The organism is Actinomadura sp. NTSP31, from assembly GCF_041951385.1.
Classification (GTDB): domain Bacteria; phylum Actinomycetota; class Actinomycetes; order Streptosporangiales; family Streptosporangiaceae; genus Spirillospora; species Spirillospora napierensis.
The window spans coordinates 120,021-141,101 of the sequence record NZ_JBGNUT010000022.1 but is presented as its reverse complement, the minus strand read 5'-3'; the positions used below and the strand labels follow the sequence as shown (position 1 = coordinate 141,101).

Below are 21,081 nucleotides of genomic sequence, written 5' to 3'. Positions count from 1 at the left end.
TTAGGGGAGGCGAGGGACCCATGGCCCACTATCGGCGGGTCGGGGACGTGCCGCCGAAGCGGCACACCCAGCACCGGGACGCGTCCGACCGGCTCTACTTCGAGGAGCTGATGGGCGAGGAGGGCTTCACCGCCGACTCCTCGCTGCTGTACCACCGGGAGATCCCGTCCGCGATCGTCGACTCGCGGATCTGGGACGTCCCGGACGCGGCCACCACGCCCAACCACCCGCTCAAGCCGCGCCATCTCCGGCTCCACGACCTGTTCCCCAAGGAGACGTGGGCGGGCACCGACGCCGTGACGGGGCGCCGGCTGATCCTCGGCAACGACGACGTCCGGCTCTCCTACGTCGTGTCCGCGGCCGAGTCGCCGCTGTACCGGAACGCGACCGGCGACGAGATCGTGTACGTCGAGTCCGGCGCCGCGACCGTCGAGACGATCTTCGGGACGCTCGCCGCGAAAGCGGGCGACTACGTCGTCATCCCGGCCTCGACCACGCACCGCTGGCTGCCCGAAAGCGACGAGCCCCTGCGCGCCTACGTCATCGAGGCCACCGGGCACGTCGCGCCGCCGAAGCGGTACCTGTCACGGTTCGGGCAGTTCCTGGAGAACGCCCCCTACTGCGAGCGCGACCTGCACGGCCCCGGCGAGATCCTCACCGCCGAGGGCACCGACGTCGAGGTCCTGGTGAAGCACCGCACCTCGCGCGGCATCGGCGGCACCCGCTTCGTCTACGCGCGGCACCCGTTCGACGTCGTCGGCTGGGACGGCTGCCTGTACCCGTTCACCTTCAGCGTCCACGACTTCGAGCCGATCACCGGCCGCGTTCACCAGCCGCCGCCCGTCCACCAGGTGTTCGAGGGCCACAACTTCGTGGTGTGCAACTTCGTCCCGCGCAAGGTGGACTACCACCCGCTGTCGATCCCGGTGCCCTACTACCACTCCAACGTCGACTCCGACGAGATCATGTTCTACTGCGGCGGCGACTACGAGGCGCGCAAGGGCTCCGGCATCGGGCAGGGCTCGGTGTCGGTCCACCCCGGCGGCCTCGCGCACGGCCCGCAGCCCGGCGCGTACGAGCGCGGCATCGGCGTCGAGTTCTTCGACGAGCTGGCCGTCATGGTCGACACCTTCCGCCCGCTCGAACTCGGCGAAGGCGGCCAGGCCTGCGAAGACCCCGCGTACGCGTGGACGTGGGCGGGGAGGCGGAACCCATGACCGGCCTGCCCGCGTTCGCGCGCGGCCTCTGCGACGACGCGGCGGTGTTCCCGCCCGGCCTCGCCCCGCTGGCCGACGCCGTCCCGGCCCACCGGCGGCACCGGGCCGCCCCCTACGCCGCGCTCGTCGGGCCGCTCGTGCTGCCCGCCACCGCGCTCGACCAGCTCTACCCGCTGGTCACCAGCGACCCGCTGGACCTGTCGATCACCGCGCCGAACGGCCCGGCGCAGGCCGCGAACGCCGTGGCGGCCGCCGCGGACCTGCCCGTCGAGGTGCACGCCGTCGAGGTCGCGGTGCCCACCGGGATGACGGCGTCCGACCTGGTGCACGGGCTGGAGCTGCTCGACGTCCCGGTGTACGTCGAGGTACCGCGCGACGAGCGCCGTCCCGCGGTCATCGACGCGCTCGCCGCGACCGGGCACCGCGCCAAGTTCCGCACCGGCGGCGTCCACGCGAACCTGTACCCCGGGCCGGACGAGCTGGCCGCCGCGGTCGTCGCCGCCGTGCACGCCGGCGTCCCGTTCAAGGCGACCGCCGGGCTGCACCACCCGGTGCGCAACACCGACCCGGAAACGGGCTTCCACCAGCACGGATTCCTCAACCTGCTGCTCGCCACCGACGCGGCGATGCACGGCGCCGGCCCCGCCGAGCTGACCGCGATCCTCGCCGACCGCGACGCCGCGTCCATCGCCGCCCGCGTCGCCGGCCTCGGCGACGCCCGCGCGGCCTTCGCCCGCTCCCGCTTCCTGTCGTTCGGCACGTGCAGCATCACCGACCCGCTGACCGAACTCGCCGCCCTCGGCCTCCTCCCGGCCTCGCTCCTCAAGGAGGACGCTTGACCCGCATCCCGATCCCGGACGGTTCGCTCTACGGTCTCGACAACCTGCCGTACGGCGTGTTCTCGCCGCGTGGCGGGGAGCCGCGCGTCGGGGTGCGGGTGGCGGACTCGGTCGTCGACCTCGCCGCCGTCCTCGGCGACGACGTGTTCTCCCGGCCGTCGCTCAACGCGTTCATGGCGCAGGGGCACGCGCGGTGGGTCGAGGTCCGCGAGCACGTCTTGGCCGCCGTGTCCGGCGACCTCCCCGGCGACGCCGTCCACGCGCTGGACGCGGTGACGCTGCAACTGCCGTTCGAGGTCGCCGACTACGTCGACTTCTACGCCTCCGAGCACCACGCGTCGAACCTCGGGCGGCTGTTCCGGCCGGACGCCGAGCCGCTGATGCCGAACTGGAAGCACCTGCCCGTCGGCTACCACGGCCGCGCGGGCACCGTCGTCCCGTCCGGCACCGGCATCGTCCGGCCGAGCGGGCAGCGCAAGGCGCCCGACGAGCCCGCTCCGGCGTTCGGGGAGTGCCGCCGCCTGGACATCGAGGCGGAGGTCGGGTTCGTCGTCGGCACCGGCTCGCCGCTCGGCGCCCCGGTGGGCGTGGACGAGTTCGCCGAGCGCGTCTTCGGGGTCGTGCTGGTCAACGACTGGTCGGCGCGCGACGTCCAGGCGTGGGAGTACGTGCCGCTCGGGCCGTTCCTCGGCAAGAGCTTCGCGACGTCGGTGTCGCCGTGGGTGGTGCCGCTGCTCGCGCTGGAGGCCGCCCGCGTCCCCACGCCGCCGCAAGACCCCGAACCGCTCCCCTACCTGCGCGAGAAGAACCCGTGGGGCCTCGACCTCGACCTCGTCGTGGAGTGGAACGGGCAGGTGGTGTCGCGTCCCCCGTACCGCGAGATGTACTGGTCGCCCGCGCAGATGCTCGCGCACATGACGGTGAACGGCGCCTCGTCCCGCACCGGCGACCTGTTCGCGTCCGGGACGGTGTCGGGCCCGCGGAAGGACCAGCGCGGCGCGTTCATCGAGCTGACCTGGGGCGGTAGGGAGCCGATCGAGGTCGGCGGCGAGCCGCGCACGTTCCTGGAGGACGGCGACACGGTCACGATCTCCGCCACCGCGCCGGGACCGGGCGGCGCGCGCCTCGGCCTCGGCGCGGTGACGGGCCGCGTCCTGCCCGCGAGCTCATGAGCACGTCCGCACTCGCGGCGGGCCGCCCGCCCGGTCCGCCGCGGGCGCGCGGACGCTTCCGGCTGTCGTGGCCATGAGGGACCCGGCGGCGAGCGCGGCCACGGCCGCGAGCAGCGCCGCCGCTGCGAACCCGAACGACGCCGACAGGGCGCCGAACGCGAACGGGGCGATCGTCGCGCCGGTGTAAACGCCGACCTGGACGGTGTGGCCCGCGTTCTCGGCGCGGTCCGGCAGAAGGCGCAGCGCCGCCGACAGCAGCAGGCCCGTCCAGCCCCACCCGGCGGAGAACGCCAGCACGGCCCCGGCGAGGAAGGTGACCGGGGAGCCGGCCGCGATCAGCGCGAGCCCGGCGGCGCCGCTCAGCATCATCGCCGCGATGACCGCGCGGTCGCCCCGCGGTGCCCGGTCGGCCAGCGCGCCGGCGACCAGCCGCACGGCGATCGCGATGACCGCGCTCAGCGCGAGCAGGTCGCCGGTCAGCGCGTCCGGGACCCCGGAATGCGCGCCGAGCTGCACGAAATACGACGCCACCGCGTTGTTGCCGGTCGCCGACAGCGCCGCCGCGGCCGCCCACAGGACCAGCGTCCGCCGGACGGCGCGCGGCATGGGCTCGGGCGCGTGCGCCGTGCGCCGCCGTTCCGTCGCGGGCGTGCGGGCGAGCGGGGCCAGGGCCGCGGGGACGAGCGCCAGCAGCCCTGCGATCGCCATGGCGGCGCGCCAGCCGTAGGGGTGGACGACCAGGGCGACGAGCAGGCCGGGGATGAGGGTGCCCGCGCCGAGTGCGGCGCCGACCGTCCCGGCCGCGAGGGAACGGCGGCGGGCCGGGGCGCGGGCGGCGATGAGCCGCCCGGCCGCCGGCTGGACGAGCCCGTTGGCGAACCCCGCGGCGACCAGCACCGGGAACAGGACCGCGACGTGCCCGGCGCGGGACAGGGCCAGCATCGCCAGCGCCGCGACGATCGCCGCCGCCGACAGGACGGCCGGGACGGGCAGCCGCGCGGCCAGCCGCTTCGCGACGGGCGACCCCAGCGCGCTCGCGGCATAGAAGGCGCTCATCGCCAGGCCCAGCGTCGTCCGCGTGGTGTGCAGGGTGTCCTGCATGGACGGGGCGAAGGCGCCGACCGCGAACCCGGGCATCACCGCCGCGGTCGCGGCGAGCGCGGCGGCGACGACGCCGGGCCAGGGCCCTCCGCGCGGGGCGGGGCCGGTCACGGGTGCTCCGGGTGCCAGCCGGGGGTGCCGGGGACGACGCGGCCGAACTGCACGTCGGCGAAGTGGATGCCGAAGCCGATCGTGCCGGGTTCGGCGAGATCGGCGACGAGGCGGCGGCGGACCTCGGCGGACAGCACCGGGTCGTGGTCGGGCGCGGCGGACCATTCGGGATGGTCGATCTGGGCGGGGCTGTGCAGCGCGTCGCCGAACGCGATGAGCCGCCGCCCGTCCGAGGTGATCTCGTACGTGGCGTGCCCGGCGGTGTGGCCGTACGTCGCCCGGACCCGCACGCCGGGGAAGACCTCCTCGCCGTCGGCGACCACCTGCACCTGGTCGGCGAAGCCGTCGAGGATGTCGTCGCCGGTGCCGGACAGGTGCCGGTGCTCCCACTCGGCGGCGGTGAGCAGGACCCGCGCGTCGGCGAAGGGCGGGCGGCGGTCGGGGGCGGCGGGCCAGAGCCAGCCGACGTGGTCGCTGTGCAGGTGGGTGACGGCGACGGCCTCGATGCTCGCGGGGTCGCGGCCGAGCGCGGCGAGGCCGTCGAGCAGCGCGCCGCCGTGCGCCGCGCCGAACGGCTTGGCGGGGTCGTCGGGCCAGGTGCGCGGGCCGACGCCCGCGTCGACCAGTAGGGCGCGGTCGCCGTGCTCGACCAGCAGCCCGCCGATGCTGGCGACGAGGTTGCCGGTGGCGTCGAGGTATTCGGGGTGCGCGTCCCAGAACCCGGCGGGCGAGCCGAGGAGCCAGGTGCGCGGCTTGAGCGCGACGGCGCCGTCCGGCACGTAGCTGATCCGCAGGTCGCCGAGCTGGACGGTCCTGATGCCGGCCTCGGCGGCGAGGCGGTCGCTGGCGCCGGTGGCGGGCGTGCCGGTGGTGCTGGGCATGGCGGTCTCCCTCCGGAGGCGGCCGCGCCCTGCGGCCGCCGCACACCGGGAAACTTACAACTAGAACTATTCAAGCTGCAACCATTGCAGCTTGATGTAAACTCGGGCCATGAGCAGCGATCCGGAGTTCGCCGCGGCGGCCGAGCGGGCACTGTGCGGGCTGGTGACCGGGCTGTCCCGGCAGATCGAGGAGCACGTCCGCGAGCGCGCCGCGACGCTCGGGCTGACCGGCCCGCAGGCCACCGCGCTGCGCGAGCTGACCGGCCCGATGACCATGCGCGACCTCGCCGACCGGATGAGCTGCGAGCCGTCCAACGCCACGTTCGTCGTCGACAAGCTGGAGAAGCGCGGCCTGGTCGAGCGCCGCCCGCACCCGCAGGACCGCCGCGCCAAGCAGCTCGTCCTGACCCCGGACGGCACCGGCCTGCGCGCCCGGCTGCTCGAACTGCTCACCAAGGACTCGCCCCTGGGCGCCCTGGACCAGGACGAGCAGGACACCCTCCAGGGCCTCCTGCTCCGCGCCCGCTCACTCCACTGACATCGGCGCCAGGACGATCCGGCGGCCGGGGGTGACCGGGGCGTTCCAGACCTGCTCGACCTGGCCGAGCGGCACGGGGACGGCATCCACGGCGAGCGCGCCGGAGGCGATCTCCTGTGCCAGTGACGGCAGTTCCGCGACGATGCCCGCGGCCGTCACCGACCCCTGGCCACTGCCCATGATGCTCAGGTTCGCGGCGCGCAGCACGAACGACGGGAGCGTGATCTCCAGCCCGGCCATGGAGCCGATCTGTACCCAGGCCAGGGCCTTCGCGCGGTCGGCGCGAGGGTGCCCGGCGCGTCGTCGGCGGCGACGAAGTAGAGCAGTTCGCCGTCCTGGGTGCGGCCGACCGCGTCGATGCCGGGGACGAGCGGCAGGACTCCGTCCGAGGTGTAGTGGCTTCCGTCGGCGGCGGAGCGCATGGTGGCTCCCCGATCTAGTTTGTGTCACGTACTACTTCGCAAAGTAGTTTGTGACACGTACTACGTCAACTAGGCTGTCCCCATGACCACCGATCCCGCGGGCGACCGCCCCCTCGACCCGGTCGACGCCCTCGTGCAGCTGTCGTTCCTGGTCCAGGGCGTCCTGTCCGCCATCGGCTCCGAGCACGACCTGTCGATCGTCCAGATCAGGCTGCTGGGCATCCTGCGCGACCGGCGGGCCGGCATGGTGGAGCTCGCCACCTACCTCGGGCTGGACAAGTCGTCCATGACCGGGCTCGTCGGCCGCGCGGAGAAGCGCGGCCTCGTGCGGCGCTCGCCGTCGCCGCACGACGGCCGGGCCGTGCTCGTCTCGCTGACGCCGGACGGCGAGCGGCTCACCGAGCGGGCCGGCGCCGAGATCGCCCGCCGCGTCGCCGCCCTCACCGGACGCCTGGCTCCCGCCGAACGCGCCGAACTGACCCGCCTGGCCACCGTCCTCCTGGACGGCACCGTGTCTCAGGCACCCTGGGCACGCCGCCGGCAGTAGGCGAGCGTGACGGCGCCGAGGAGCGGCCCCCAGGCGACGAGTGGCACGTAGGCGACGACGGCCAGCACGCCCTGCCAGGTTTCGAAGTTGACCGGCGCGTCGGCGGTGAGCCGATCGCCCGCCAGGTCGCGGCCGAACGCCAGCATGCCGACCGCCCACGTCCACAGCACGGTCAAGACGGTGGCCCCGATCGCCCCCGGGACGACCGCCGCGAGCGTCGGCACGCGCCGTCCGCGCAGGAACGGCACCCATCGCGGGAAGACCTCGCCCCACGTCGACACGAGCCCGACGGCGGTGAACGCCAGCAGTTCGGACACCACCGACAGGAGCACCACGTAAAGCTCTATCGGCAGCCACGGCGGCAGGTTGCCGCTCGCGTCGGAACCCGCGTCCCGGATGATCGGCAGGTGCAGGGCGACGGCCGCGATCCGCCACAGGCTGGACGGGAGCACGGCGAGCGGGACGGCGAACGCGGCGGTCCTCGCCCAGCGCGGCACCCCGGCGGCGGGCGCGTGCGCGGCGGCCCACGCGGCCCGCACCCGCCCGGGACGAGGAACGGCAATGGCGGAATCGGTCATGCCCCGACGGTCGCGCGCACACTTCACGCCCCGCCTCCCCCGCCGGCGGGATCCGCGTCCCCCACCCGAGGGAATCGACGCCGGGAGGCCCGGCCGGAGGCGGGTCCGGCCGGGCCTGTCCTGCGGCGGATCAGGTGATGTTCTTGGGGCGGTACGCCTTGTACTGGCTGCCCTTGGCCAGGCCGTAGGTGCGGGTGCGGTGGTCCGTGCCGTAGTGCCCGCGCTGCTCGTAGGCCCAGTAGGCCGTGTGCTTGCTGCTCGTCCACTTCTCGAAGATGACGACGTGCCGGGTGGTGTTGCTGCCGATCGCGTCGATCACCAGGTCGCCCGTCTTGAGCTGCGACATGGTGATGCGCTTGCTGTAGGTCGAGGACGCGAGGCCGACCGTGTTCGGGCCGGGCTTGGGCAGCCGCAGGGTCATCGACGCGTAGCCCGAGCAGTCGGTGCGGTAGCCGCCGTGGGTCTTGCTCTGGCTGTAGGGGACGCGGCTGCTCGTGTGCGGGTGCCAGGTCTTGGCCCGCGCGATGACCTGAGCGCGGGTGACCTTCGGGACGGCCGCCACCGCGACGGTCCGGCCGGTGTCGGCCTGCATCTGCGCGCCCTGCGGCGCGGCGGAGTGCTCGGCGGGGGACGTGAGCCCGATCAGCCCGGCGGCGGTGCCGGCGGCGAGCGCGAAGGAGCCGGCTCCGATGAGGACGGCCCGAGGGGAAGCCATTGGTGAACCTCCGTGAATGGTCGTTGAATTGCGTCCGCGAGGGACGCCATGAGGGATTCGTCGATCGACCCGGCAGACGCTAGGGAACGCTTTCCGGCGTTGTGCAGACCCGGCGGCGAGGTCGGGACAAAGAGACAGGCTCAGGCCTCTGACCAGCAGGGACATCGCTCCTGCCGGGACGTGGACGGGACATCCCGGCGCCCGCGGGACACCATCGCCGATCACCCTTGGTGCCCATCCGAAAGCGCACGGCGATGATCGCGGTTCCGGCCATTCGGGCCGCCGGACTGGGCATAATGAGCCGCCGCGACGGAGAGTTCTGGGCGTTGTCCGCGGCCGATGCCGGGCCCGCGGTCCGATCTGCGGAGGATGCACCGATGAGCCGAAGCCGCCCGCCGGCCCCACTGCCCGACGACCTGCCGGACGCGGTGCGCGTCCTGCTCACCGAACTGCGCGAGCTGAGGAGCGCGTCCGGGCACGATCTGCGGTCCCTGGAGCGCCGGACGCACGCCAGCAGGTCGTCGTGGAGCCGGTGGCTCGGCGGGGAGACCTTCCCGCCGCGCACCGCGGTCACGGCGCTGGCGCGGGTGTGCGGCGGGGACCGGCCCCGCCTGGAGGCGCTCTGGGACGTCGCCGACCAGGCCCGGACGGCGGCCGCGCCCGAGACGGCCGCGCCGGAGACGCCGCCCGACGCACCCGGCGCGGACGCGCCCGGCCCGGCGGAGCCGATCACGGAGGAGCCCCCGCCCGAGGCCCCGCCGCGGCGGAGACGCGCCAGGCCGACGGTGCTCATCGGCGCCGTGGCGGGGTGCGCGCTCGCCTGCGGGGCCGTCGGCGTGCTGCTCGGGACGACGCTGCGCACGAACGCGCAGGAGGCGCCGGGCCCCTCAGCGCGCCACGGCGCGTCGCCCGCGCACGCCACCCGCGCCGCCGCCGTCCGCACGATCTACCGGCACGAGGTCGTCGAGCGCGCGAAGAGCTGGCATCCGCACGCGCCGGGACGGGTGCCGTACGACCAGGCGGGCAGCTTCCAGGGCTACCGGGCCGACGGTTCGGGGTACGCCTCCATGGCGCTGGGGCTGCCGGCGCCGGGTCCCAACTCGGCGGCGCTGCTGGCGTCCTACTGCGACCGGGTCCCGCCCGCCCGGCTCGGTCCCGGCGACCTCGTCGTCAACGCGACCGGCGGACCCGACGCCCGCGAGGTCATGATCTTCGAGCGGTGGACGGGCCCGTCCCGCACCGCCTACTGGGCGTACCAGCAACGCCGCGGCTACGGGACCGACCACCTCGTGCGCCGCGCCGCCCTCATCCGCGACGGGCGCCATGTCGGCTGCCATCCGCGCAACCTGCGGGACGACCCGGTCGGCTGACGCGGCGCGTCCGCGCAGGTCAGAGGCGGGATGCCAGGTGCGCGACGAGGCCGGCGGCCGGGGTCTCGGCGGCGGCGCGGAAGGCGGTGCCGGCCCACAGGTTGACAGCGTCCGGGTCGCCCTGGGCGGCGGCTGCCTTGCGGAGCGGCGAGGTGACGTAGTGGACGTCCGGGTACGCGGCGGGCGCGTCGCCGGAGTGCTCGGTCAGGAAGCGGTTGACCAGGCCGCGGGCGGGGCGTCCGCTGAAGGCCCTGGTCATCGCGGTGGACGTGAATCGGGGGTCGGTGAGCGCGGCCTTGTGCACGGCGCTCGCGCCGCTCTCCGGGCAGCGCAGGAACACCGTCCCGAGCTGGGCGGCGTCGGCGCCGAGCGCGAGGACCTCGGCGACGTCGTCCGGTGTGCCGAGGCCGCCGGCGGCGATGACCGGCCGGTCGGTGACGGCCAGGACGTCGCGCAGGAGCGTGCGGAGCGGGAGCGCGCCGTCGAAGGTGTTGGTGAACGAGCCGCGGTGCCCGCCGGCCTCGGTGCCCTGCACGCACAACGCGTCGGCGGCGGACGACCGCCGGGCCTCCTCGGCGGTCGTCACGGTGACGACCACGACGGTGCCGCGCTCCTGGAACGCCTGGACGACATCCGTGCCGGGGCAGCCGAAGGTGAAGCTGACGAACGCGGGCGGGTCGGCCAGCAGATCGGCGATCTTCGCGTCGTAGGCGTCGTCGCGGGCGGACGGGGCGCCGGGTTCGACGCCGAGCCGCCGCGCCTCGGGCGCGAGCAGGTCGCGGTAGGCGGCCACGGCGGCGGGGTCGACCTCGTCGAGCGACGGCATGAACAGGTTGACGCCGAACGGGCGGGACGTCAGCGCGCGCGTCCGGTCGATGTCCGCGCGCATCGCACCGGCCGTCTTGTAGCCGGCGCCGAGGAAGCCGAGCCCGCCGGCGTCCGACACGGCGGCGGCGAGTTCGGGCGTGGACGGGCCGCCCGCCATCGGCGCCTGGACGATGGGCAGACCGGGAAGCCAGGGTGCCGTCATGCGGTCCCCCTTTCCGCGTCGCGTTGGATCAACCGCCGGCGGTGCGTCCCTCGGACGCCGCGTTCGGAAAGATAGCCCGGGGAGCGCCCGGCGCGGCCGGCGGATTCAGCGAACGTGAACGACAGGGAAGAGGCCGATATGCGGGTATTGCTGCACTACGACATGGACCACGCCGAGCCCGGCCTGGACATCGTCAGCTGCTCGGAGCAGGACGACGCCCGCTTCGCCGGGCTGCTGCCGGACGCCGAGGTCATCTGGCACGTGCTGCGGCCGCTGACCGGCGACGACATGGACCGGGCGCCGAAGCTGCGGCTGATCCAGAAGCTCGGCACCGGGGTGAACACCATCGACCTGGACGCCGCCGCGGAGCGCGGCATCGCGGTCGCGAACATGCCGGGACGCAACGCGCAGGCCGTGGCGGAGACGAGCCTGCTGCTGGCGCTCGCGGCGCTGCGCAAGCTGGTCGCGTTCGACGCGCGGACGCGGCGCGGCGCGGGCTGGCCCGCCGACCGGTCGCTGGTCGGCGGCGAGCTGAAGGGCCGGACGGTCGGCCTGCTCGGCGGCGGCGAGGTCGCCGGGCTGCTGCGCGGGATGCTGGAGGCGATCGGCGCCCGCGTCCTGTACACCTCGCGCCGCCCGCGCCGCGACGACCCGGCCTGGCGGGAGCTGGACGACCTGCTGCGGGCGAGCGACGTGCTGTCGGTGCACATCCCGCTGACCGACGAGACGCACCACCTGCTGAACGCCGAGCGGCTCGCGCTGCTGCCGCCCGGCGCGATCGTGGTGAACACCGCGCGGGGCGCGGTCATCGACGAGTCCGCGCTGGTCGCGGCGCTGGCGTCCGGGCACCTCGGCGGCGCCGGGCTGGACGTGTTCGAGCGCGAGCCCCTCGACTCCGGCGATCCGCTGCTCGCGCTCGGCAACGTCGTGGTGATGCCGCACGTCGCGTGGCTGACCGGCGAGACGTGGGACCGCTACTTCGAGGTCGCGGCCGAGAACTGCCGCCGCCTCGCGTCCGGCCGCGACCTCCTGCACCGCGTCGTCTAGGGGATGAGCACCGGCTTGACGACCTTGCCGGACGCGGCGTCCGCCTCGGCCTGGTTGATCTGGTCGAGCGGGTACTCGGCGATGAGCCGGTCGAAGGGGAACAGGCCGCGCCGCCACAGGTCGATCATCTTCGGGATGAAGGTGTGCGGGACGGCGTCGCCCTCGATGATGCCCTTGACCGTCCGTCCCATCAGCAGCAGGTTCGGGTCGAGGCGGTACTCCTCGCTGCCGACGCCGACGAGGCCGCAGACGCCGGTGGTGCGCAGCGACGCGACGGCGGCCGACACGACGGACGGGACGGCGGTCGTGTCGAAGGAGTACTGCACGCCCTCGCCGCCCGACAGCGCCCGGATCCGACCTGCGATGTCCTCGTCGGCGCCGTTGATCGTGTGGGTCGCGCCGAGTTCGCGGGCCAGGTCGAGGCGCGCGTCGTTGAGGTCGACCGCGACGATGGTGGTGGCGCCCGCGACCCGCGCCGCCATCACCGCGGAGAGCCCGACCGCGCCCGCGCCGAACACCGCGATGCCGTCGCCGGCGCGGACGCCGAGGGAGATCAGCACGGACGCGGCGCCGGTCTGCACGCCGCAGCCGAGCGGGCCCAGCTTCTCCAGCGGCACGTCCTTGGTCACCGGCACGACGTTCTGCACGGTGCCGAGCGCGTGGGACGCGAACGACGACTGCCCGAACCACCGGTTGTTGACGGCGTTCCCCTCGGCGTCGAGGGCTCGGGGCGTGCCGTCCAGCGGGATCGCGATCATGTTGAGCGCGGCCATCTGCGGGCAGGCGCCGGGCACCGCGTCGCGGCAGTTGGCGCAGGCCCCGCAGGAGTCGAACGACATGACCACATGGTCGCCGCGGGTGACGCCGGCGACGCCCCGCCCGACCGCCTCGACCACCCCGGACCCCTCGTGCCCGAGGATCACCGGCTTGGCGACCAGGTCGCCCGGCACCCGCCCGATCAGGTCGGTGTGGCACATCCCGACGCCCGCGATCCGGACGACGATCTCGCCCGGCCCGGGGTCGGCGAGCTCGACGCGCTCGATCGTGTAGGGGGCGTCTGCGGCGCGCAGCACCGCGGCGTCGATCTGCACGGGAACGTTCCTCTCAGGCCAGCGAGTAGCGGACGGGCAGCCGCTTGAGGCCGCCGACGAACGTGGTCGCGATGCTCTCCGCCGGGCCCGCGAACTCGATGGAGTCCAGCCGCAGGAGCAGTTCCTCGAAGAACGCGCGGACCTCGATGCGGGCCAGCGCGGCGCCCAGGCAGTAATGCACGCCGAAGCCGAACGCGAGGTGCTTGTTCGGGTCGCGCCCCACGTCGAAGCGGAACGGCTCGTCGAAGACCTCCTCGTCCCGGTTCGCCGACGGGTAGGACAGCAGCACCGCGTCGCCCTTGCGGATCGTGACGCCGCGCAGGTCGTGGTCGCGGGTCGCGGTCCGCATGAACTCCTTGACCGGGGTGACCCAGCGGATCATCTCGTCCACGGCGAGGGGCATCAGTCCGGGGTTCTTCGTGAGCCGTTCGCGCTGGTCGGGGTGCTCGATGAGGGCCTGCAGGCCGCCCGCGATCGTCGCGCTCGTCGTGTCGTGCCCGGCCGTGGCGATGATGACGTAGTACGAGGCGGTGTCGAAGTCGTTGAGCGGCTCGCCGTCGATCCGCGCGTTCGCGATGGCGGACGCGAGGTCGTCGGTCGGGTGCTTGCGGCGCTCGTCGGTCAGGCTCTGGAAGTAGGCGAAGAAGTCCAGCAGGACCTGGAGCTTCTCCTCGTTGGACTGGCCGCGCTGCAGTTCGTCGTCGTCCCCGCCGAAGAGCTCCTGCGTCAGCTTGAGCATCCGGTCGAAGTCGCTTTCGGGCAGGCCCAGCAGCGACAGGATCACGTACAGCGGGAAGTGCACCGCGACCTGCCGCGCGAAGTCGCATTCGCCGCCGAACTCGACCATCCGGTCGACGTACCGCTTCGCCAGCTCCTTCACCCGCGGTTCGAGCGCCCGCATCGCGCGCGGCCGGAACCAGTCCGCGCCGATGGCCCGGATGACCCGGTGGTCGGGGTCGTCCATGTGGATCAGCGTGCGCAGCGCGATGCCCTGCTCCGCCCGCTGCCGGTTCAGCTCGTCGAACTCGGCGGTGCCGAGCAGCGGGCGGGGCGCGTTCAGGAAGATCTCGTGGTTGCGCTCGATCTCCAGCACGTCCGCGTGCTTCGTGACCGCCCAGAAGGGGGTGTAGCCGGGCGCCTCCACCCACTGCACCGGCGACTCGCGCCGCAGCAGGGCGAGCGCCCCGTGCAGCCGCGCTTCGTCGGCGTACGCCTTCGGATCGGCGAGCGCCCGGCCCGCCTCGTCCACGCTCAGGGTCATGGAGCCGAGCTTAGGGCCCCGCCCCCGCCAAGGTAAGCACCGAGTTACAGCCGGGCGCCGTCAGCCCAGGTCGGTGAAATCACCGTGGCGGCCGTGGCCGGCGGCGAACCTCCCGGCGCCGTTGAGGGCGTCGGCGAGGGAGCCGAGGCCGTGGCGGTACTCGACGGCGAGCGCCTCCTCCTCCGGGAGGCCCTCCGCGTCCAGGACGGACATGCGGTCGTTGCGCAGGCACGCCTGCGGGAAGCGGGCGATCTCCGCCGCCAGCTCCTCGGCCGCCTCCCGCGACGTCCCCGGCGGGACGAGCCGGTTCGCCAGGCCGATGTCGAACGCCTCGCGCGCGGCGACGGGACGGCCGGTCAGGATCAGGTCCATGGCGCGGCTCGTCCCGATCAGCCGGGGCAGCCGGAACGTCCCGCCGTCCACCAGCGGGACGCCCCAGCGGCGGCAGTACACGCCGAACGTCGCGTCCTCCTCGGCCACCCGCAGGTCGCACCAGAGCGCCAGCTCCAGGCCGCCGGCGACCGCGTGCCCGGCGACCGCCGCGATCACCGGCTTCGACAGCCGCATCCGGGTGCAGCCGAGCGGGCCGTCGGCGGGCGGGGCGTCGACGCGCGGGCTGTCCGGCGTGCCGATCGACTTCAGGTCGGCGCCCGCGCAGAACGTCCCGCCCTCGCCCCACAGGACGGCGACGCTCGCGTCCGGGTCGGCGTCGAACGCCCGGAACGCCGCCGCGAGCCCGCGCGCCGTCGCCCCGTCCACGGCGTTGCGCACCTCGGGGCGGGAGATGATCACCGTCGTGACGGGTCCGCGGCGCTCGCTGCGGACGGGCGAAGCGGACCGGGGGGTGTGGGGGGTCGTGCCCCCGCGAGGTACAGAGTCCGGCATCTCACTCCCCAACGTGGACGAACGCGCCGTCCGCCAGGTCCTTGAACCGTTCGAGGTCCTCGGCCGGCGCGTCGATCGCGCGCAGCGGGCCCGCGTCGGCCAGGTGCCTCCGAGCGTAGAGCCGCGCGACGAGCGCCTTGCGGTCGGCGCCCGAATCGGCGCGCTCCCAGCTCGCCTGCTCCAGCAGCAGCGCCGCCGCGTACACGTCCGCCATGTACTGGGCGAGGGGGAACAGCCGTGCCTCCGCCGTCGCCCGGTCCAGGCCGCGCCACGTTTCGACGGCCTCGCGGACGTGCCCGATCCGCTCGTTCACCAGCTCGGCGGTCGCGTCGTCGCCGTCCGGCGCGTTCCGGACGGCCGCGGTGAGCCGGTCGAGGAACGGCTCGTGCGCGTCCTGCCGCTCGATGGCGCGCCGGACGTCCAGGCACAGGATGTTGTCGCCGCCCTCCCAGATGGGGTTGACCTGCGCGTCCCGCAGGATGCGCGCGACCGGCCACTGCTCGATGTAGCCGTTGCCGCCGTGGATCTCGATGGCGTCGCTCGCGGACGTCACGCCGAGCCGCGCGGCCCGCAGCTTGATCAGCGCGGCGCCGATGCGCAGCCGCGGCCTGCCCAGGTAGCCGTCGAAGACCAGCGCCTGGGCGGCCTCGGTCTCCACGATCATCTCGGCGAGCTTGCGGCGCATCAGCGGCTGCTCGGCGAGGGGCGCCCCGAAGGCCTCGCGGACCCGCGTGTAGCAGAGCGACTCGACCAGCGAGCGGCGCGCGCAGCCGACGCCCATCATCGAGATGCCGAGCCGGGCGCCGTTCGTCAGCTCCATCATCCGCGCGAGGCCCTTGCCGTCGCCGCCCTGGCCCGAGCTGGACGCCGGGGCCAGCAGGAACGCCTCCGCGTCGGTGAACTCGATCTCCGCGGACGCCACCGACCGCGTCCCGAGCTTGTCCTTCAGCCGGCGGATCCGGACGCCGTTGCGCGACCCGTCCCGCCGCTCCCGCAGCACCAGGAACGGCGCGATGCCGCGCACCCCGTCCGGGCCGCCCTCCGACTTCGCGAGGACGACGAACGCCGAGCCGTTGGCGTTCGAGGCGAACCACTTCAGGCCGTTCAGCCGCCACGCGTCGCCGTCCCGGGCCGCCGTCGACTCCAGCGCGCCGAGGTCGGAGCCGCCCGACCGCTCGGTGAGCAGTTGCGCCGCCTCGCCGGAGAACTCCCCGGCCGCGAAGATCTCCCGGACGCGCGCCTTCACGTCGTCGGGCGCGAACATCTCGGTGAGGCCGACGACCATGTCCCCGCCGGTGCCGAGCGCGCACGCCATGCCGATGTCGGCCTGGTCGAGCAGGTAGCTCCAGGCGACCGCCATCGGCGCCGGGTCGACGCCGTTCGCCCTGGCCTCGGCGACGAAGTCCGGACGGGTGAACGAGGTGGCGACCAGTTCCCGCCGCGCCGCCTCGAACGACGCCGGCATCACGACCTCGCTGACGTCGCGCCCCCACCGGTCGTACTTCTCCAGCCGCGGCGGGTTCCGGTCGGTCTGCTCCGCCCACGCGTTCACCGGCCCGCCCATCAGGGCGCCGAGCTCGCGCAGCCGGGGCTCGGCCCAGCCGAACCCGTCCCCGAGGTGGCGCCGCATCAGGAACCGCAGCGTCGGGTCGCAGTCGTACCAGTTGAGGCCCGCGGCCCCCTGGTAGCGCTCCGTCGCGTACCGGCGGGCCTTGTCCGCGCCGCCGAACGGGAGCCGGTCGAACGGCTCGGTCAGGTAGGAGGCCATGCCCCGGACGTTACACTTCTGTTTCACGCGATGGAAGGCTGTAATCTCACCGCCCGCCGCACCGGACCGCGCGTCCCGCCGGGCCGCACCGGATAAAGTCCCGAACAGCCATGGACACGCTGGAGATCCGCCCCCTCACCGCCCGCTCGGTCGTGCTGAGCACCCTGCTGGGCGTCCACCCGCCCCGGCTCCCCGCCCGCTACCTGGTCCGCGCCGGCGACCTGTTCGGCATCGCCGAGGGGACCATCCGGGTCGCCCTCTCCCGCATGGTCACCTCCGGCGACCTCGTCCAGTCCGACGGCACCTACGCCCTCACCGACCGGCTCCTGCGGCGCCAGGCCCGGCAGGACGAGTCGCGCCGCCCCCGCACCCGCCCCTGGGACGGCTCCTGGGAGATCGCCGTGATCACCGCCGAGCGCCGCCCGGCCGCCGACCGCGCCGCGCTCCGCCAGGCGATGTCCGCGCTCCGCCTCGCCGAACTGCGCGAGGGCACCTGGCTGCGGCCCGCCAACCTCGTCCGGCCGCGCCCCGAGACGGTCGTCCGGCAGTGCACCTTCCTCGACGGCCGCCCGGAGGCCGACCCCGCCGCCCTCGCCCGGACCCTCTGGGACCTCGACGGCTGGACGGCCACGGCCCGCGCCCTGCGCGCGTCCATCGCGGAGGCCGGCACGATCGCCGAGCGCTTCACGCTCGCCGCCGCCGCCCTGCGCCACCTGCTGGACGACCCGCTCCTCCCCCCCGGCCTGCTGCCGCCCGACTGGCCGGGCCCCGCCCTCCGCGCCGCCTACGAACGCTTCGAGAAGGACTTCGCCGACCTCCTGACCAGCGAAGTCCTCACCTAGAGCCGGCTCACGGCGCGGTCAGGACGCGGAACCCGGCGTCCACCGGGATGCGGGCACCGGCCACCGCGGGCAGCGACCCGTCCACCACCGCGGCGATCACCGCCGCGACGTCGTCCGGCTCGACCAGCCGGCCGAGGACGGAGCGCCCGGCCAGCGACGCCTCCAGCTCCGGCGTCCGCGCGGCGGCGGACCCCTCGGTGCGCACCGCGCCCGGCGCCACCACGTTGGCCGTCACCGGGCTCGCCTCGGCCGCCACATAGCGGGCGAACACGTCGAGTGCGGCCTTCGCGGTGGCATGGGCGGCCGCCCCCGGACGGGTGAAATCGGCGCTGAGACTGGACACGTACACGATCCGCCCGCGCTCCGGCATGCGTTCGAGGACGGCCCAGGTGACGTGGTAGACGGCGGCCAGCTCGTCGTGCACCTTGCCCATGAACGTCTCCCACGGCATCGACCGGACGGGGCCGAACGGCGGGGTGATGTTGGCGTTGCACACCAGGGCGTCCACCGGCCCGCAGGCGGCGACGAGCCGCGCCACGTCGTCCGGGTCGCGGACGTCCGCGCGCACGGCGGTCCCGCCGGTCTCCGCGGCGACGCGCTCGGCGGCCTCCCGGTCGCGGTGGTAGTTGACGACGACGCGGTATCCGCGCCGGGCGAGCTCCCGGGCCGTGGCGGCGCCGATGCCCCGGCCGCCGCCGGTGACGAGTGCGACTGGTTCCATGGCCGCCACGCTAGAGGCCTGGACTAACCTTTCGAAAGTACATACCTCGGCGTAAGCCCTGGAAGAGAAGGTAGGTGCCCTGGTGGACGACGTCTTCCGGCGGGACTGTCCCGCGCGCATGGTGCTCGACCACGTGGCGCGCCGCTGGGGCGTCCTCGTCCTGACCTCGCTGGACGCTTCCGACCTGCGGTTCTTCGAACTGCGGAACCGGATCGAGGGGGTCAGCGAGAAGATGCTGTCCCAGACGCTGCGGACGCTCCAGCGGGACGGCCTGATCGTCCGGACGGTGGAGCCGACCGTCCCCCCGTCCGTCACCTACGGCCTGACGCCGCTCGGACGCGGCATCACCGCGTCCCTGCGCACGCTCACCGGCTGGATCCGCGACAACGCCGCCGAGATCATCGAGGCCCAGCGCACCTACGACGCGACCGGCGGCCGGAAGGCGGCGCCCAAGGCCGTCGGCGGCGCCTCCTAGGCTCCGCCCGCCCGGCGGACCCCGGTCAGCAGCCGGTGTGGGTCGCCGTCCAGTCGTCCAGGAAGGTCTGGACGTGGTACGGGTAGATGCCGCCGTCCGTCAGATAGGCGTAGGCGGTGGAGTAGTCCTCCCCGCAGGTCACATGGCCGGCGTTGATCGCCCAGTCGTCCGGGGCCTTGATGCCGTCCGAGGCGATCAGCGCGAGGAAGTTCGCGTCCTCGTCACTGGTGGGAGCCGGCGGCGGGACCACCGTGGTGTGCTGCGGCGCGGGCCGGGTGACGGTGACGGTCGGCCGCGGCTTGGCCGCCTTGTGGGATGCGGACGGCGTGGCCGCCGGCGCGGAGTGGGCGGCCCGGCCCGCCGTGTGCGAGCCGCCGTTGTTCACCGCGACGTACGCGACGACGCCGGCGACGATCACGATCACCGCCGCCACTGTGGCCACTGCCGCTACGACGAATTTCTTCATGTCGTGCTCCGTTGGGCCGTTGCGAGGGGGCAGTGCGACGGGTCCCGCCCATCCCCTCGCGCTGGGCGAGGCCCAACTCTTCCCAGGCTACGCGCGGGGTGCGTTCCGTCACAGTGGTCGGCCCATGACTCGAAAGCAACACCTGCCCGGCCTTTCAACTGCGGGAACGGACGCGGGCGGTGCTCAACCGGGAGTGACCACCAGCTTGCTCATTTCGGCGCGCATCGGGCCGGCGATCGGCACCGGCCGGCGGGTCTCCCGGTCGACGAACACGTGCACGAAGTGGCCCTCGGCGATGAGCACGTCGTCCGACGCCCGGTACATCCCGATCTCCCAGCGGACGCTGGAGTTGCCCAGTTTGCCGATCCGCAGGCCGAGCCGGATCGTGTCCGGGAAGGCCACCTCGGCCTTGTAGTGGCAGTGCGACTCCACGCACAGCGCGATGGACGGCGCGTCCAGCGGCGCGAACCCCGCCTTGGTGATCATCCACTCGTTGATCGCGGTGTCCATCAGCGAGTAGTGCACGGCGTTGTTGACGTGCCCGTAGACGTCGTTGTCCTTCCAGCGCGTCGGCACGCTGACCTGGTGCGGGTAGTCGCTCATCACGCGCGCCAGTCTAGGGACCGGTCAGGGCCGCGACGCCGGTCGCGGTGCGCACGTACAGGACGCCGTCGCCCGGGACGATCACCTGCGCGTCCTCCTCGTAGGCGCACTCCTCGTCGAAGTACCCCATCTCCTCCTTGCCGGGAATCGGCTCCCCCAGGTCGAACTCCCACCGGACGTCCCCGGACGCCGCGTCGAGCGCGATCACCCGGCCCTCCCGCAGGGCCATGTAGACGACCCCGCCCGCGAGGACGGGGGTGCCCGCGCCGGTACCGGGCAGCGGACGCGTCCACCGGACGCCCCGCCCGGCGATGTCGATGGCGGTCACCGCCTTGGCGAACGAAGGCTCGCCTCGGCCGCCGCCGCCCCGGCGGTTCACCGCGACGAACACCGTCCCGTCCGCCACCGCCACCGCGCCGGCCGAAGTCTCCGGCATCCGGTGGCTCCAGCGGATCTCCCCGGTGCGCGGATCCTGGCCGGTGATCGCCCCGTCGTACGGATGCGGCCCCCGGTCGACCGGCATCCACACCAGGCCGCCGGCGACCACGGCGTGCACGGCCCTGGTCACGTCCCGGCCTTCGTACTCGCCGTCCAGGCCGTCGAAATCGTCGTCCATCTCGTCGGGGTCGACGTCCAGGTTCCAGTCGAGGTCGGTGACCTGGCCGGTCCGCAAGTCCAGGCGCATCACGCCGCCGTGGACGTGCTCGATCTCGAAGCCGCCCGGGACGTGGACGGAGCCGTCGGGGCCGACCGCCGGAACGGTCTGGACGCGCCCGGTCGCGCCCGCCGCGTGCCAGAGCGGAGCCAGGTCAGGCAGGCCGAACGCCCTGATCCCGGAGTTGAGGCCGTACAGCAGGAGGGTGTCGCCGACCACGACCGGATACCCGCCTCCCGGTACGGTTCCGGTGAGCTCTCCCGTCGCGAGGTCGTGGATCCCGACCTTCCGGCTGAAGTCGGCGTAGTACTCGAACGTCCCGTCCTCGGTCCCGGCCACGAACACCCGGTCGCGCCACACCGCCACCGCCATGGTGAGGACGTCCGGCCACTCGCCGTTCTCGTCCCGCACCCAGAGTTCGGCGTTCTCGCCGGGCACGCGCCAGCGCGTCTCACCGGTGCTCGCGTCGAACGCGTACACCGTGCCGGCGATGTCCGCGACGACCAGCGCGCCGCCGGCGAGGACCGGCGGGCAGAGCACCGGCGCCGCCGTCCGGGCGAGCCGGGACGCCCGCGGCGCCTCAGGGAGACCGGACACCCCGTACGCGCCGGTCCGTCCGTCGTCCCCGTAGTGCGCCACGACCATGCCGTCTCCTCCGAAGGATCGTCGGCCCGCACCCCCTGAGCACGGCCGCCGAAGGGGAGGATAGGCCCGCGGCGGCTCGCCGGCCTCGGTTACCGGGCAGA

General features: G+C 74.1%; 23 protein-coding genes. 9 read left to right on the top strand and 14 right to left on the bottom strand.

Annotated elements, in window-relative coordinates; all coding sequences use genetic code 11:
• Nucleotides 1-20 precede the first annotated feature (20 nt).
• From ACA514_RS32060 to fahA, 3 genes are read left to right on the top strand one after another with little or no spacing between them, the layout of a single operon-like run.
• The gene (locus tag ACA514_RS32060; protein WP_375045011.1) at nt 21-1,217 is read left to right on the top strand and encodes a homogentisate 1,2-dioxygenase; all 1,197 of its coding nucleotides are present in this window, start codon (nt 21-23) and stop codon (nt 1,215-1,217) included.
• Complete coding sequence (locus ACA514_RS32055) at nt 1,214-2,056, top strand: hypothetical protein (protein ID WP_375045010.1); 843 nt, start codon at nt 1,214-1,216, stop codon at nt 2,054-2,056. Before ACA514_RS32060 ends, ACA514_RS32055 begins: the two co-directional genes overlap by 4 nt.
• On the top strand, nt 2,053-3,228 hold the full coding sequence (gene fahA / locus ACA514_RS32050; RefSeq protein ID WP_375045009.1) for a fumarylacetoacetase: 1,176 nt from the start codon (nt 2,053-2,055) through the stop codon (nt 3,226-3,228). The genes ACA514_RS32055 and fahA overlap by 4 nt, the downstream gene beginning before the upstream one ends.
• Here the strand turns inward: fahA and ACA514_RS32045 are convergent.
• Nucleotides 3,223-4,440, bottom strand: coding sequence for an MFS transporter (locus ACA514_RS32045; RefSeq protein ID WP_375045008.1), 1,218 nt, complete (start codon nt 4,438-4,440; stop codon nt 3,223-3,225). The two genes, fahA and ACA514_RS32045, sit on opposite strands and share 6 nt — an antisense overlap.
• A complete protein-coding gene (locus ACA514_RS32040) occupies nt 4,437-5,321 on the bottom strand; it encodes an MBL fold metallo-hydrolase (RefSeq protein WP_375045007.1) in 885 nt (294 codons plus the stop codon). Before ACA514_RS32040 ends, ACA514_RS32045 begins: the two co-directional genes overlap by 4 nt.
• Before the next feature lie 109 nt (nt 5,322-5,430).
• On the opposite strand from ACA514_RS32040, the gene ACA514_RS32035 reads away from it, so the two are divergent.
• Nucleotides 5,431-5,859: a MarR family winged helix-turn-helix transcriptional regulator gene (locus tag ACA514_RS32035; RefSeq protein ID WP_375045006.1), complete on the top strand. Its 429-nt coding sequence runs from the start codon at nt 5,431-5,433 to the stop codon at nt 5,857-5,859.
• Here the strand turns inward: ACA514_RS32035 and ACA514_RS32030 are convergent.
• A complete protein-coding gene (locus ACA514_RS32030) occupies nt 5,848-6,099 on the bottom strand; it encodes a hypothetical protein (protein ID WP_375045005.1) in 252 nt (83 codons plus the stop codon). The genes ACA514_RS32035 and ACA514_RS32030 overlap by 12 nt on opposite strands.
• A gap of 264 nt (nt 6,100-6,363) precedes the next feature.
• Between ACA514_RS32030 and ACA514_RS32025 the strand changes: the two genes are divergently transcribed.
• The gene (locus tag ACA514_RS32025; protein WP_375045004.1) at nt 6,364-6,828 is read left to right on the top strand and encodes a MarR family winged helix-turn-helix transcriptional regulator; all 465 of its coding nucleotides are present in this window, start codon (nt 6,364-6,366) and stop codon (nt 6,826-6,828) included.
• Here ACA514_RS32025 and ACA514_RS32020 read toward each other — a convergent pair.
• Nucleotides 6,798-7,406: a hypothetical protein gene (locus tag ACA514_RS32020; protein ID WP_375045003.1), complete on the bottom strand. Its 609-nt coding sequence runs from the start codon at nt 7,404-7,406 to the stop codon at nt 6,798-6,800. The two genes, ACA514_RS32025 and ACA514_RS32020, sit on opposite strands and share 31 nt — an antisense overlap.
• Before the next feature lie 130 nt (nt 7,407-7,536).
• On the bottom strand, nt 7,537-8,121 hold the full coding sequence (locus ACA514_RS32015; RefSeq protein ID WP_375045002.1) for a hypothetical protein: 585 nt from the start codon (nt 8,119-8,121) through the stop codon (nt 7,537-7,539).
• A 377-nt stretch (nt 8,122-8,498) separates the two neighbouring features.
• Between ACA514_RS32015 and ACA514_RS32010 the strand changes: the two genes are divergently transcribed.
• On the top strand, nt 8,499-9,491 hold the full coding sequence (locus tag ACA514_RS32010) for a helix-turn-helix domain-containing protein (RefSeq protein WP_375045001.1): 993 nt from the start codon (nt 8,499-8,501) through the stop codon (nt 9,489-9,491).
• Between the two features lie 19 nt (nt 9,492-9,510).
• Here ACA514_RS32010 and ACA514_RS32005 read toward each other — a convergent pair whose 3' ends face one another.
• Nucleotides 9,511-10,521, bottom strand: a complete 1,011-nt coding sequence (locus tag ACA514_RS32005) for a nitronate monooxygenase (RefSeq protein WP_375045000.1) — start codon at nt 10,519-10,521, stop codon at nt 9,511-9,513.
• A gap of 114 nt (nt 10,522-10,635) precedes the next feature.
• Between ACA514_RS32005 and ACA514_RS32000 the strand changes: the two genes are divergently transcribed.
• Complete coding sequence (locus tag ACA514_RS32000; RefSeq protein WP_375044999.1) at nt 10,636-11,568, top strand: NAD(P)-dependent oxidoreductase; 933 nt, start codon at nt 10,636-10,638, stop codon at nt 11,566-11,568.
• Here ACA514_RS32000 and ACA514_RS31995 read toward each other — a convergent pair.
• Genes ACA514_RS31995 through ACA514_RS31980 form a run of 4 tightly spaced genes read right to left on the bottom strand, consistent with a single transcriptional unit; the run spans nt 11,565 to nt 16,573 of the window.
• Nucleotides 11,565-12,659, bottom strand: coding sequence for an NAD(P)-dependent alcohol dehydrogenase (locus ACA514_RS31995; RefSeq protein WP_375044998.1), 1,095 nt, complete (start codon nt 12,657-12,659; stop codon nt 11,565-11,567). The two genes, ACA514_RS32000 and ACA514_RS31995, sit on opposite strands and share 4 nt — an antisense overlap.
• A gap of 13 nt (nt 12,660-12,672) precedes the next feature.
• Complete coding sequence (locus ACA514_RS31990) at nt 12,673-13,920, bottom strand: cytochrome P450 (protein WP_375044997.1); 1,248 nt, start codon at nt 13,918-13,920, stop codon at nt 12,673-12,675.
• Nucleotides 13,921-13,980: 60 nt separating this feature from the next.
• Nucleotides 13,981-14,805 carry a crotonase/enoyl-CoA hydratase family protein gene (locus ACA514_RS31985; RefSeq protein ID WP_375044996.1) on the bottom strand — a complete coding sequence of 275 codons (825 nt, stop codon included), beginning with the start codon at nt 14,803-14,805 and terminating at the stop codon, nt 13,981-13,983.
• A gap of 1 nt (nt 14,806) precedes the next feature.
• A complete protein-coding gene (locus tag ACA514_RS31980) occupies nt 14,807-16,573 on the bottom strand; it encodes an acyl-CoA dehydrogenase family protein (protein WP_375044995.1) in 1,767 nt (588 codons plus the stop codon).
• 110 nt (nt 16,574-16,683) lie between these two features.
• On the opposite strand from ACA514_RS31980, the gene ACA514_RS31975 reads away from it, so the two are divergent.
• Nucleotides 16,684-17,415 (top strand): PaaX family transcriptional regulator C-terminal domain-containing protein, encoded by a 732-nt coding sequence (locus ACA514_RS31975; protein ID WP_375044994.1) that lies wholly within the window; start codon nt 16,684-16,686, stop codon nt 17,413-17,415.
• Between the two features lie 7 nt (nt 17,416-17,422).
• On the opposite strand, the gene ACA514_RS31970 is transcribed toward ACA514_RS31975, so the two are convergent.
• Nucleotides 17,423-18,136 carry an SDR family oxidoreductase gene (locus ACA514_RS31970; RefSeq protein WP_375044993.1) on the bottom strand — a complete coding sequence of 238 codons (714 nt, stop codon included), beginning with the start codon at nt 18,134-18,136 and terminating at the stop codon, nt 17,423-17,425.
• A gap of 82 nt (nt 18,137-18,218) precedes the next feature.
• On the opposite strand from ACA514_RS31970, the gene ACA514_RS31965 reads away from it, so the two are divergent.
• On the top strand, nt 18,219-18,611 hold the full coding sequence (locus ACA514_RS31965; RefSeq protein ID WP_375044992.1) for a winged helix-turn-helix transcriptional regulator: 393 nt from the start codon (nt 18,219-18,221) through the stop codon (nt 18,609-18,611).
• A gap of 25 nt (nt 18,612-18,636) precedes the next feature.
• On the opposite strand, the gene ACA514_RS31960 is transcribed toward ACA514_RS31965, so the two are convergent.
• The 3 genes from ACA514_RS31960 to ACA514_RS31950 all read right to left on the bottom strand — a co-directional run bounded on the left by ACA514_RS31960 (nt 18,637) and on the right by ACA514_RS31950 (nt 20,980).
• Nucleotides 18,637-19,077: a DUF732 domain-containing protein gene (locus tag ACA514_RS31960; RefSeq protein WP_375044991.1), complete on the bottom strand. Its 441-nt coding sequence runs from the start codon at nt 19,075-19,077 to the stop codon at nt 18,637-18,639.
• A 183-nt stretch (nt 19,078-19,260) separates the two neighbouring features.
• A complete protein-coding gene (locus tag ACA514_RS31955) occupies nt 19,261-19,680 on the bottom strand; it encodes an acyl-CoA thioesterase (protein ID WP_375045055.1) in 420 nt (139 codons plus the stop codon).
• A gap of 13 nt (nt 19,681-19,693) precedes the next feature.
• Nucleotides 19,694-20,980, bottom strand: a complete 1,287-nt coding sequence (locus tag ACA514_RS31950; RefSeq protein ID WP_375044990.1) for a PQQ-binding-like beta-propeller repeat protein — start codon at nt 20,978-20,980, stop codon at nt 19,694-19,696.
• Between the last annotated feature and the right edge of the window lie 101 nt (nt 20,981-21,081).